The sequence below is a fragment of the Wolbachia endosymbiont of Chrysomya megacephala genome (assembly GCF_008245065.1).
Lineage (GTDB): Bacteria > Pseudomonadota > Alphaproteobacteria > Rickettsiales > Anaplasmataceae > Wolbachia.
The window spans coordinates 132,413-144,784 of sequence record NZ_CP021120.1 but is presented as its reverse complement, the minus strand read 5'-3'; the positions used below and the strand labels follow the sequence as shown (position 1 = coordinate 144,784).

The following is a 12,372-nucleotide window of genomic DNA, read 5'->3' as shown; positions in this document are numbered from 1 at the left end:
CATGTCAAAAATCGAAGAATTTCGCTCTTTTATGCACGAAATAAATGTTGATACATTTATGTTGAATACTAAAGACGAGTATTTAAATGAATATTCAAAAGAGTTAGCAGAGTTATGTGGCTTCACGGGAACAAATGGGCTACTTATCGTTACAAAGAGTAATAAGTGCCCATTTTTTACAGATGGACGCTATATCACACAAGCTCGCAGTCAGCTCGATCAGGGCAGTTTTCGAGTATATAATATACAAGAAGAGGATCCACACAAATGGGTAAAAGCAAACTTAACATTGACTACCTCACTGGGTTACTATCCGCAATATTTTACTATGAAGGACATAAGAAAATATGAAGGCATTTGTAAACTAGTACCATACTTAATTAAAAAAGATAGTAGTCATAAAGCACAAACAATAGTCTCACATGTATCTGGTGAGAGTGGTAAGGATAAATGTGAAAGAGTAGCTAAAAACATAGAGGCTGAAGCAGTGCTTCTGACTGATCCAAATTCAATTTCGTGGTTATTAAATTTAAGAAATGAAAGTTCTGAATATACTCCTTGTATATTGGGTCGTGCTATATTGTATAAAAATGCCAATGTTGATTTATTTATTCAAGATAAAGAACATTCAACTATAGAAGCAAATTTTGATAACCATATAAATGTTTTTGATATTAGTGAGCTAGAAAATTCACTACATAAGTTAAATTTGGTGGTGATAGATCCAAGCACGACTCCAATGAGCATTATGAATGCAATAGATCCCTTGTATAACCATTATTTAAATGAAAAATCAGCTTCGGTGTCATTCCAGTGCTTGACCAGAAATAAAAAAGCATGGATCCCAGTGTCAAGAACTGGGATGACAATAAGTAATGAAAGAGGTCTAATAGAAAATAAGCAGATAATTGAGAAGGAGGATCCTTGTTTGATTCACAAAGCAGTAAAAAATCAAACTGAAATAACTGGAGCTATAAGTGCGCACATCAAAGATGGAGTAGCAGTTATAAATTTTCTATATTGGCTTGAAAACAATATTGACAGTGAAATTACTGAGCTTGAAGCTGAAGAAAAAGTTTTAGAATACAGAAAAGAGCAGAATTTGTTTAAGCAACCGAGTTTTCCAACAATTTCAGCATTCAACGAGAATGGAGCAATCATTCATTACCGTGCAAGCAATAAGACAAATAAAGTCATTCAAGAAGATGGGCTGTATTTAATTGATTCTGGTGGTCAGTACCTTGATGGCACAACCGATGTTACAAGAACTATAGCAATTGGTAGTCCAACCAATGAGCAACGAGCTCACTACACAATAGTATTAAAAGCTCACATTGCGATAGCAAGTGCGGTCTTTCCTTCTGGCACTACTGGTGGAGAATTGGACATATTAGCGCGTATACATTTATGGAAATTTGGAATGGATTACATGCACGGTACAGGACATGGAGTAGGAAGTTACCTTTCGGTACACGAAGGACCGCAAGCAATATCAAGAGGAAATAAAGTGGAACTCATTCCAGGCATGATACTTTCTAACGAGCCTGGTTATTATATTCCAGGAAAGTATGGAATAAGAATTGAGAATCTGATGTATATTGAAAGGCGAGAAAACGTCTTTTTAAGCTTTAAACAATTGACCTCTGTTCCTTATGATAAAAAGCTAATAGATATACAAATGCTTACTGAAGATGAAGTTAAATGGATAAATAGCTATCACCAATTTGTTTATAAAAATATAGAAAATGGCATAAAAGATAAGGAATGGTTAAAGAGAGTATGTGAACCTTTAAAATAGTTAATTTGTCATTTAATCAAGTATTAATATAGTTGTTCTTGTATTGTTTTTAATTAAAAACAATATATAATATTAGTTTCAAATAGGTGTAATTATGACAGATAAAATGCAAGATGATGAATTTATGAAGCAGTACATGGATACTTGCAAAGAGCAAATAGAAAAATTGGCAAGCGACCCTAATTTGCTTCAACAGACCTTAAAGCCATTCATGCAAATGTCTCAGCAACTTATGGCTGGCGGTATGCTAGAAGGAAATATGCCTAGCATGATACCTGATATGGGTGGTATGGATATCAACAAGATGATTGCTCAGATGAAGGAAATGTATGATTACATAAAGAGTAATCACAAAGAGCTCATGAGAAAAGATGCTTCACAAATTCAAGAGCTTGATGATTCCAGCAGAAGATTGAGAGGCTTGGTCAAGAAATTGATAGAGAAAGTTGAAGCTAAGTAGTATTTATTCATATCAAAGAGCTATAGCAGTAGTGAGGTCTTGTTCCTCAAATTTAGTATTACCATAAAGTTAAATATAAACATAAAGGGATGAAGAGATGATTGAACTACAAAGCCAAGAAATTTGTCCAAATGGAAATAAGAAAAATTTGATTATTTTTTTTCATGGTTGGGGTTCAAGTGGCGATAATTTCGCTCACCTTGCCAAAGTTATGAGCAAATTTTTACCCGATTCATGTTTTGTGGTACCGAATGCTCCGTTTGAGAGGGAAATAGGTGATGGTTATCAGTGGTTTAGTTTAGAGGATCGTAGTGAAGAAGCACTATATAATGGAGTGAAAAATGCTGCATCAATTGTAAATCATTTTATTGATACAAAATTAAAGGAGCTTAATTTAAAAGATACTCAGCTTTCTTTAGTTGGATTTTCTCAAGGGGCAATGCTTGCAATACATGTGGCTCTTACCCGGCTTCAGTCTTGTGCGTCAGTTGTTGCGTATTCTGGTAGATTTCTTTCGCCTTCAAAAACTGCACCGGAGATCAAATCAAAACCTAACATATGTATTATTCATGGTGACGCTGATGATGTGGTACCTTTTTCTTCCCTTGATTTAGCGGTTAAAGCTCTGAAAGAAAATGGAGTAAACGCTCAAGGATACCCAATTCATGGATTAGGCCATATTATTAATGAAGAAGGAATAAGGTTAGGGGTTGAGTTTATCAAGAAGAATTTTGGAAATTAATTTCCATGCACTTGTTTTGCTTTGGTTACGGATATGTAGCTAAATTTCTATCGAAAAAATTGCTAAATTTAGGCTGGAAAGTTAACGGTACATCAAGAAATAAAGATATACAACTTTTTGATTATGAAAAGGTTGATCAAGATCTGCTTAAAAGCGTAACGCATGTTTTAGTTTCTATTCCTCCAGACGGCGATGATGTTATGGAGAGATACGGTCATTGTCTGGAGAATATTAAATGGCTTGGTTATCTGTCTGCAACTAATGTTTATGGTGACCACTGTGGTAATTGGGTGAATGAGGAATCTGAAACAAAGCCTATAGAAATTAGAGGAGAAAAGCGCCTTGAGTCTGAAAAGAAGTGGCTAAGTAGCAAATTGCCTGTACATATTTTTCGTTTGGCTGGGATATATGGTCCTGGTAGAAATGCGCTAATTGACCTGCAGCTTGGCAAAGCAAGAAATGTGAAAAAAAATTTTTCTCGTGTTCATGTTGAAGATATATCGAATATTTTATTTTCTTCCATGCAAAATATAAAGCCTTATGAGATATACAATTGTGCAGATGATTTACCTGCTACGCAATCTGAAGTGGTCACGTATGCAGCCGAGCTTCTCAATATTAGTCCTCCAGAGCCAGTTGAGATTTCTTCCGTACCAAATTACGCACGGGGTTTTTATTTAGGGTCAAAAAAAGTAAGCAATACTAAAATTAAAAAAGATCTTGGTGTCTCTCTAGTTTATCCTGATTACAAGGTGGGTTTAAAGAGTTTGTATATATTAGAATAGAGAAAATAGATTGCCAGATGCAAAAAATTTTTCTTGAATGTTCCTTGTTTTGATGTAGTACCACTAGGCATACTATTATATAGAGGTAAATATGTTCAGCACTCAATCGCTCCCGGTTGAAAATATTCTATTACATCAAGCCGCTTATAATGGTAACATAAATGAAGTTAGGTTATTACTTAATGTAAAAACTGATATCAATATCAAGGATAAAAAAGGATTTACAGCCTTGCATTTTGCTGTTTATTCAGGACATTTAGACGTAGTAAAGTTACTAATCAGTAAAGAAGCTAATATTCATGCAAGAACTACTAAAGGCAGTACAGTTTTACACTTTGCTGTTGTAGCTAAAAGCAAAGCTATAGTAGAGGAGTTAATTAAAGCGGGAGCTGATCCCAATATAAAAGACTGTACTGATGGTAAGACACCTTTACATATTGCTGCTCAAAATGGACTTGTAGAAGTTGTAAAGGTGTTACTTAATACTCAAGAAATTGAGATTGATGCTAAAGACAATGAATTTGGTATAACAGCTCTGTACTTAGCCTCTCAGAACGGACATACTGAAATAGTTGAACTATTAATTAGCACAAAAAATGCTGATGTTAACATAGTAGATAAAAAAAATAATGTCACACCCTTGTATCTAGCTGCTCAGAATGGGCATGCAGCAGTAGTTAAGTTGCTTCTTGATAATGGTGCTAAAGTCAATGGCTGTGATACCAGTATGAATCCTTTGTGTGTAGCTATTGATAATGGCCATGACGAGGTAGCTCAATTATTACTTAGTGTAGAAGGGGTGGATGTCAATATTGGCAATCAGCTTGGCAATACACCTCTACATATAGCAGCTATGAAAGGTAATGAAAAAATGGCAAGATTACTGCTAGAAAAAGGTGCTGATCCTAATATTAAAAACCTTTCAGGAGATACTTCCTTACAAGCTGCTGAATACGTAAGAAAAATTAGCTGGCATGATAATCCTCCAAATGTACAAGGAGGATTCTTCGTGTTAGTTGGCTCGAATGGAATATATTCATTTCAGCAATTTTATGAGCAAAAAAAAATTATGGAGCTTTTGGTACAACATATAAAGGACAGCAGACCTAGCTCATCAGTAGATGAAATTGACGTATCTGTTCAGCAGAGTAGCAAAATAAGATAGATGAGAAAACTAGTTTGTGACATTGGCGTCCAGTTAAATTTACATGGATTCCAGTGTCAGCTACTCGAATGACATTATGGAAGCCGTGATGACAAGGAAGGAAGCACTAGAAAGAAATGGTGTCACGCACTGGGATGACATTATGGGAACTGAGATACAAGAAAAGAAACACTGGTTTCACATGCATCTGTCTTAGTGATGTAAATTCAACTTTACCCCATTTGCAACAATCAGGGTCCTTTTACTATGATCCTAACAATTCGTTTTCGATTTCTTTTTTAATTGTCTCAATAATCTTTTTATCAAGTTTATTTATTAAGGAATCATCAATACCTGTGATGTCATCTGGATTTTGTATCATTTTTTCAATAGCATCATCTATTTTTTTTACTCTTTTTTCATTAATTTCCTCAAATATAGGTTTAATTTTCACATAACCAGGAGCGCCCTTGCTATAACTTTTGCTGCTTTCGTTGATACAACCACCAGCACCATATGTTTTATTCACGTAGTTTTTACTACATTTTGTTACATCTTTATACCCAATCTCACCATTTTCTATATATGCTATTTTATTATCTTTACTAGAGTTTAGCTTGTCCCCTTTCTTAATTTCTTCTTTTAATTTTAAACTTTGTTCATGAATTATTGTATCTTTGTAATTCTTTCCCCCATAGGTTCTGTATGTACCTCCGCCTGCAACAGTAATTAAATCTTTACAAATTGTTTCTGAAGAGTCTCTGCACATTTTTATTAAAGTTGGTCCCCCATCCTTGTTAGATTTATCATTTTCTTGTCCACCACCTCCTTCTGTTACTTTTACTTTAATATATGGATAACTAGGGTTGACTCTCAGTTTAGCTTTAATGTAATCACCTGGCATTCCTAGTCTACTTACAGTAGACTGAGCTTTACCATCTATATGACCAGCTTCACCACCTCCCCATGCTTCTATTTCAACGTAATCATACATTGACAGATCATCTGTAGAGCCATCTCCAAGCTCATAAAGTTTTTGATCCCTGTTTTCAATAATCTGCTTCTTATGTTTCAATTGTGCTATTATTATTTCACGTAATCTCTTTTTTAAACCCTCTAAATCGAACCTACACAATTTATCAGCATAAAAAACTTCTGTTCTATTTGCTTTAATCGGTTGATTTTTTAATTGTGTGCACTTTTGTATTTCACCTTTCTCGTTTTTTACTGTTTTACCATCCTTATCCTTGCAATCCACTTCCTCATATCTTAAGTAAAATAGTTTATCATTCTTATCTACATACTGTGTTGAGCGACTACATACTCCATCAAAGCAGAGGCAACCATCATCACCGTGATTACAGTTTTTTTCTTCATACTTTCCATCTGTTAACTCATATACTATTTTGCATTTGTCACAATTTTGTTTTGTATCTACCTCTTTATCCTTTTTTTCCATGCAGTTATCTCTAGACTTATTTTCAGCAGGAATGGAAATATATCCTTTTTTATTAAATATTATTTCATTCAGTGCATCTTGTGGCTTTGCTAAAACCTCAATTGTTTCGTTACAGGGAAAATAATAAAGCTGATCAGACTCCTTTGAATAAACAGTATTGTATTTATTGTATCTTGCCCCCATTGATTTTAGCGATATTAGCTTACTTTCTTTTTTAAGAACAAACTCCTCTGGTTCTGGTTGCCACCCAGAAAGGCAGAGCATTTTACTTTTAGAATTTTCTTTATATTTTATTTCTACTTTTGGATATCCTGAGCCATCTAGTTTGCACTTACCATTCTGAAGCTCTTTACATTCTGTTTCAATATCGGGAACATATCCATATTTTTCTAGAACTTCAAATTGCGAATTATTTTTTAATATACCTTCTATTACGCTATCGATGTCGCTTTTACTGTTACTGCTATCAGTTGTTTTTGCCACTATTGCTGGCTTTACTACTTTTAAAGGTAGATGGCCAACATATGTAGGAGAATTTTTATTAACATAAAAAGTACAGATGCCATTACTGTGAGTTCCACGTGCGTCATAAGTACAAACGTTCTCACTCATCTTCATTTTTACTTTTAGCGTATTTTCGCCTTTACCCTCATTAGGCTTTGGTATGCTCACTTCTTCAATCTTTGGAGCAGGTGGCGCTGGGAAGCAGCGAGCAGGAAATTGTAATTTTCTTTCGGACTCTTCTTCCTCAGTACCATAGTATTCAGCGCAGAGCTGACCTTTTTTTCTATAGGTTTTGAGATAATGGATAGTATCTTTAATAGTAAATGGATAAATTGGAGTATTCTCACTATTTGAAAAACCGCGCGGAAAAGGTAGCTCCCTTCTTTCTTTCAGCTCACCAATAATGACTCCAACTCTTGGATGGAAATAATCATTTTCTTCATTTGTTATAGGAACAATTCTAACTTGTGGAGGTGACATTGCAAGTTGTTCACAAAATGGAGGGGGGCCAGGTGCAAGTGGTACAGGAGCACATTTTATCTTTTGCTTTCCTTTATTCCATGATGAACAAGTATCACAAACGTTTTCCATATCCCCTGGACGGAAAATATTTTCTCCCTGAAGCACTCTTGAAAACCATGCAGAACTACCCATACAAGCGCCTTTTTGGCTACAAGCACATATTTTAGGAGACTTAGCAAACTTCGTTTTTTCTTCATCAGTAACATTGTCTGCCCATTCCCACTCAAGACTATCTGCTATTTTTGCATTAACAGATGTTTTATCTCCTTCCCAATCAATAAACACTGCTGCAGAGACTCCACCTCCTGTATCTTGTGTACCATATATCTGGCGGCAGGATGTTCCACTAGGTAATATATAACAATTATCTTTTCCTTCATAATCACAGACTTGAATCTTTGGATTAAAATAACCATCAATTCCTTGGTCTTTTACTTGTCTTACTGTAATATATTGGTATAGCTTTTCATCAACTTTAAAACTACCTTTAGTACCAAAAGTAAAAATTGCTAAAAAACCCTCCAAAGCTTTTTTGCCTCCAGCTTCAAGTGTAGTATTACTCTCTACAAGAGGCGGACAATCAGCATATCCTTGATAAGAAAGACAAAATATCAAGGAGAATATCAATAAAAAATTAAGCTTTACATTTTTCATAGAACGCCGGTAACCACTTACTCACTTTTTCGCCTTTTTCCTTTATTGCTTCATACATATACTTTATAGTCTCTTTATTAGCTGAAAGTACATGTATTTCTTTCATATTCTTCAAATCTAGATTTAAAGTTACTAAACCTTTGTATTGCTTTATCAAAAATAAACCTTCCTGTGTTGGTGTTTGCAAAATAACATTCAGTTCCTCTTTCGACAGAGAAAATGCTTTCATGTATAACCTGTTTGCATTTATGTTCGGCATCAGGATTCTCGTATCGACATGCTTATCTAAATATTGAGTAAACTTGCTAGCAAATGCTAGGTTTAAGTTTTCAGTACTTAGAATTACTACAACATTTAACTTTGTCATTCTTTGCATCCAGTCGTCAAACTCTCCCTCTGTAGGAAAAATATTACTTATCTCCCATGCTTCATCCAAAACAAGTATTGCAGGTGAGCCATCACATTTTGCTTCGAAAGAGTATAAGAAATAGTAAAGTATCACGGACATACATTCTTTTTGCTTAGTGAGATTTGCAGTATTGAGGGATATAGTTTTTGTTCCCCAGTCAATGTCTGACTCATCACCATCTTGGAATAAGTAAGCAAATTCACCTTCACCACACCATTTACTTATTTTGCCTCCAAGAAGTAAAAGCACTTCAGAAATTTGAGAAATAGATCGCGATTCTCTTGGTATAGCAAATATAGAATCTACAATTTTTTTTGTCTTTTCTTCTACGTCTACCAAACTTGCATCTGCAACCATCCTTTTGATCAATTCAACAAGCATATTGCGATTAGAAGCACTATCTTCAATGTTCAGTGGGTTAAATTTTAGACTTTTATCTTTATATTTTGGATCAATTATGTAATATTGGCCGCTTACTGCTTTAGTAAATATTATTGATTTTCCAGTATTATCCAATATAACAATCCTAGGGTTAAATTTTCTTGATTCCGAAAGTAAGAAATTGATCAGTGAGGTTCTACCTGAATTTGGAGCTCCAAGTATTGTGGTATGACCATTATTTTTCTTTCCATGAAAGTTAAAAAAGTAAGGACTGCCTTTTTTTGAAAAAAAAACTGTTACTGCTTCTTTCCATCTTCCTCCTTTTAACGTACCTGATGTAAAATCATGCAACATAGCAAAGCTGCAAGCATATTTTTCTAATATATTTTTTGGTTGTGTAACAAAAGCAAAGTTTCCAGGAAGCTGTGCCCAAAAATGATTTTCCATGTGCAGATCAGTCCTAAACATCATCAACCCGATTAACGACATTACAGAGGATAAATCACTGATATTTTTAGCTAACCTATTCTTATCATCTGCAAAGATTGTAACAATAATTTTCTGTTGACAAAAATCCATAGCAGAAATTTTTTCAAGCTCTATTATTTCATTTATTCCTGAGTTTTGAAGTAAGGTATTGTCCTCACTGATTTGCAGTATATTAATTTGTTTTTTGAATTCTTTTACTGCTTTATTATTACTAGTAAATATTATTATTTCTGTGATGATAAGCTCAGAGTCAAGTTGCAAACACCTATCTATATTTTCTAAGGGGATTTCTCGATATTCCTTTATGCAAAAAATAGAACCAAACTTCTGTTGACCTTCAAACGATGTTTGAAATTTATTGAAACCAAAAGCTACTTTTAAATTTTTAACATGCTGCGATAGATCCCTTTCACATATTGGATAATCTTTGTGCGTTAATGTAATAATGTAATGGAGAAATTCCATCATTTGAGAATATATTTTGCCTTCACTAGACCTAAGGCCCAGTTTTTTAGCTCCAAAAGGTTCTAAATCTTTTTGAATCAGGTCAGTTATTTTTTGTAATTCTTGATGATTTTTTTGTAAAAATAACTTGTGCCTATTCTTTATCCTGCCAAAAAAAAATGCATTATTAATATGTTTGCCAAAATCACTAAGTAACACCACAATGTATAACTCATTTATATACTGTAGTTTACTATCAACTAGTTTATTAAACCACGTTGAGTGTAGCTGATCGGAAAAGTCTGAAGTTTTATTCCACTGTAAGCTCAGTTTATTGCGCTTACGGACAGTGTGAATCCAAACGGTAAAATATAAACTCTTGATATTTTTTGATATACTTTTTCTAATTTCAGTTCTAAGATCACCATAGTTATCAACTGAAGAATAGTCTTCTAATTTGATTATTTTTAATAATTCCCCCTGTTTTGTTAGTATAGTTTCTTCATCGTAGTGGCAAGCATAAGGGATAAAATCTAAATTAATACTTTCTAGTAACGCTAAATTGTTCTTTTTTTCAGAATTAGATCTAGTGGCTGGTACTTTTGGTTGCATACAATATCATGCGTATTCAATAAAAAGATAATAAAGAATCATCTATCTTACTTAATCCTTATCTTCTTTTTTGTTATTGGATTGTAACTGTATGTCCTTTGCAAAGTTGAATTTTTCTTTCAGGTAATCTGTTGCCTTTTCTGTGCTTCCAAACATCATGATCAGTACGCCAAATATTATCATGAAAAAAATTAGGCCTCTGAACACTACTGCAAGTATCACTGTAGCTATACATAACCCTATAATTGTCGAAGGATTCATATTTTCTACAGTATCTTTAACTGAAAATGAAGAAATAAGTTCTTTCAACGTTCCTGGTATATTTTTCAATTCATCACTTGCTTTGCTAGAACATGACATGAAGATAAAACTTAACAGGGCTACAATAGCAAAAACTCTACCCAATTGAATACGCATCAGCTAAATACCTTTAAGATACTCCTCAAATGTAACAATTTTTACATCAATAGGCAAGAACCGAATTCACTTGCTCACCATAAGTAACTCATATTTAACTTTTATCACCGTGTTAGCTCTTTATTATCAACAAGAGGACTCACACTAATGGATGTCAATTTACTTGACAGAAAGTTTGAACACAATTCAGCAGCAGCTGCTGTAGCAAACACCGCAGCCACCACAAACAGTCCTGCTCCTACTAATCCTGATGTCATTGCTCCTGCAACAATGCACCCTATTGCTAAGAGAGCAGAACTTGTTACAAGTGCGACGTGAAGATTTTTGTTTTTACTATTATTTTCATAATTATTGGATTGCATTGTATCTTTTACCTTACTGCCTGTCACTGAGATCACACAATGAGGCCCTTCTTCAGTCTTCTTATAATGTTTAGAAGGGGATATTCTTCCGCTTGGGCCTTTGGGCCTTGTTTTGTTCGGATGTGCTAATTTTGTTTTTCCTTCATCTTCTAGTTGCAAACTATTATCTTTCTCAGCAGGGTTTAATTTTAAGTGTACACTTTCCTCAGATGAAATGCTTGTTACTGAAGTTAAGCTGTTCCTTCTGCTACTTGATGCCAAGCTAGATGAATTTATTCCACTATCTAAGTCACTGCTACTACTGAGTTTAGAAGTATTTGCACCGCTTGGCACTTCTACAGCATTCACAGTTATATTAGGCTTTTCATTTTTTAAATCTTTACTATCAATCGAAAGATCAGATTGACTATTCAATTGTGATTGTGCGATCTCCTTTCTTGCTTGCGATTGTTTTGATGTAGGATGTGCTGAAGCACCATAATAACCTGAATTTCTCAAGGTATTGTATTTTCCAGGGGTTCCTTTTCCACTTACACCCTTAGCTAAAGAATCCTTTTCCAGAGGATTAATACCTGAATTTTTGGGAATTTCAACTTCACCAGAAAGACTTTTTTTGTTAAATAGTTCCATAGTATTATTTTGTCTATTTGCTTGATTACTTCTAAGACTTTTCTGATTTTGAATAGTGCTACTAGAATGATCTTTGTCACTACTTTTATTAGTAATCCCTGTAATCTCTAAAATTATTTCTAATATTTTTCCTCTTCTTGTTGGTGATCTTTGTGATGATTTTTCTTCATTGTTAAGTACTGAAGATTTCATTAATTCCTCTGACTCTATCACTTTTGTTTTCAATGCTGGAAGGAAGTTGTCAATATAATATTTATAATATTCTTCTTGTTTTCTCAATGACTTTTCTAATTCAATTAATACGTTGGGATCAGCTCCTTTGTTAAACAACTCTATGCATTTTGCGATAGTTCCATCTCCCTTTTTTAGATTTCCATGATTATGTGTTTTTTTTGTGACCTTTTTGTATATAGCATTGTACAATTGTTGATTAATATCTTCACTCTTCTGATGTTTTGCAAAACGACTTAGCATAACATTTCTCCATACATAACAAAATGTATGAATACCTCTTTAGCGTTAATTTTACATTAAAACTGGGCAGTTATGCCTTATTGCGG

At 34.0% G+C, this 12,372-nt stretch carries 9 protein-coding genes; 5 read left to right on the top strand and 4 right to left on the bottom strand.

Features of this window, described 5'->3' with window-relative positions; genetic code table 11:
• Nucleotide 1: 1 nt before the first annotated feature.
• The 5 genes from CAI20_RS00580 (at nt 2) to CAI20_RS00560 (ending at nt 4,950) form a co-directional block, all read left to right on the top strand.
• Nucleotides 2–1,798: an aminopeptidase P family protein gene (locus tag CAI20_RS00580; protein ID WP_012481871.1), complete on the top strand. Its 1,797-nt coding sequence runs from the start codon at nt 2–4 to the stop codon at nt 1,796–1,798.
• Between the two features lie 94 nt (nt 1,799–1,892).
• Nucleotides 1,893–2,258, top strand: coding sequence for a hypothetical protein (locus CAI20_RS00575; protein ID WP_019236690.1), 366 nt, complete (start codon nt 1,893–1,895; stop codon nt 2,256–2,258).
• 97 nt (nt 2,259–2,355) lie between these two features.
• The gene (locus CAI20_RS00570; protein ID WP_149168658.1) at nt 2,356–3,000 is read left to right on the top strand and encodes an alpha/beta hydrolase; all 645 of its coding nucleotides are present in this window, start codon (nt 2,356–2,358) and stop codon (nt 2,998–3,000) included.
• A 5-nt stretch (nt 3,001–3,005) separates the two neighbouring features.
• Nucleotides 3,006–3,785, top strand: coding sequence for an SDR family oxidoreductase (locus tag CAI20_RS00565; protein WP_149168657.1), 780 nt, complete (start codon nt 3,006–3,008; stop codon nt 3,783–3,785).
• A gap of 91 nt (nt 3,786–3,876) precedes the next feature.
• Nucleotides 3,877–4,950 (top strand): ankyrin repeat domain-containing protein, encoded by a 1,074-nt coding sequence (locus tag CAI20_RS00560; protein WP_007302061.1) that lies wholly within the window; start codon nt 3,877–3,879, stop codon nt 4,948–4,950.
• A gap of 244 nt (nt 4,951–5,194) precedes the next feature.
• Here CAI20_RS00560 and CAI20_RS00555 read toward each other — a convergent pair whose 3' ends face one another.
• From CAI20_RS00555 to CAI20_RS00540, 4 genes are all read right to left on the bottom strand, one after another.
• Nucleotides 5,195–8,068 carry a hypothetical protein gene (locus CAI20_RS00555; RefSeq protein ID WP_149168656.1) on the bottom strand — a complete coding sequence of 958 codons (2,874 nt, stop codon included), beginning with the start codon at nt 8,066–8,068 and terminating at the stop codon, nt 5,195–5,197.
• Nucleotides 8,049–10,403: a VirB4 family type IV secretion/conjugal transfer ATPase gene (locus CAI20_RS00550; protein ID WP_007302059.1), complete on the bottom strand. Its 2,355-nt coding sequence runs from the start codon at nt 10,401–10,403 to the stop codon at nt 8,049–8,051. The genes CAI20_RS00555 and CAI20_RS00550 overlap by 20 nt, the downstream gene beginning before the upstream one ends.
• 51 nt (nt 10,404–10,454) lie before the next feature.
• Nucleotides 10,455–10,820, bottom strand: coding sequence for a hypothetical protein (locus CAI20_RS00545; protein ID WP_007302058.1), 366 nt, complete (start codon nt 10,818–10,820; stop codon nt 10,455–10,457).
• 104 nt (nt 10,821–10,924) lie between these two features.
• A complete protein-coding gene (locus tag CAI20_RS00540; protein WP_149168655.1) occupies nt 10,925–12,286 on the bottom strand; it encodes a DUF350 domain-containing protein in 1,362 nt (453 codons plus the stop codon).
• Nucleotides 12,287–12,372: the final 86 nt, after the last annotated feature.

Bases quoted from the DNA above. Each gene is read 5' to 3' on its own strand.
- CAI20_RS00560 (WP_007302061.1), top strand. From the start codon at position 3,877: ATGTTCAGCACTCAATCGCTCCCGGTTGAAAATATTCTATTACATCAA.
- CAI20_RS00570 (WP_149168658.1), top strand. From the start codon at position 2,356: ATGATTGAACTACAAAGCCAAGAAATTTGTCCAAATGGAAATAAGAAA.
- CAI20_RS00580 (WP_012481871.1), top strand. From the start codon at position 2: ATGTCAAAAATCGAAGAATTTCGCTCTTTTATGCACGAAATAAATGTT.
- CAI20_RS00540 (WP_149168655.1), bottom strand. From the start codon at position 12,286: ATGCTAAGTCGTTTTGCAAAACATCAGAAGAGTGAAGATATTAATCAA.
- CAI20_RS00575 (WP_019236690.1), top strand. From the start codon at position 1,893: ATGACAGATAAAATGCAAGATGATGAATTTATGAAGCAGTACATGGAT.
- CAI20_RS00545 (WP_007302058.1), bottom strand. From the start codon at position 10,820: ATGCGTATTCAATTGGGTAGAGTTTTTGCTATTGTAGCCCTGTTAAGT.
- CAI20_RS00565 (WP_149168657.1), top strand. From the start codon at position 3,006: ATGCACTTGTTTTGCTTTGGTTACGGATATGTAGCTAAATTTCTATCG.
- CAI20_RS00550 (WP_007302059.1), bottom strand. From the start codon at position 10,403: ATGCAACCAAAAGTACCAGCCACTAGATCTAATTCTGAAAAAAAGAAC.
- CAI20_RS00555 (WP_149168656.1), bottom strand. From the start codon at position 8,068: ATGAAAAATGTAAAGCTTAATTTTTTATTGATATTCTCCTTGATATTT.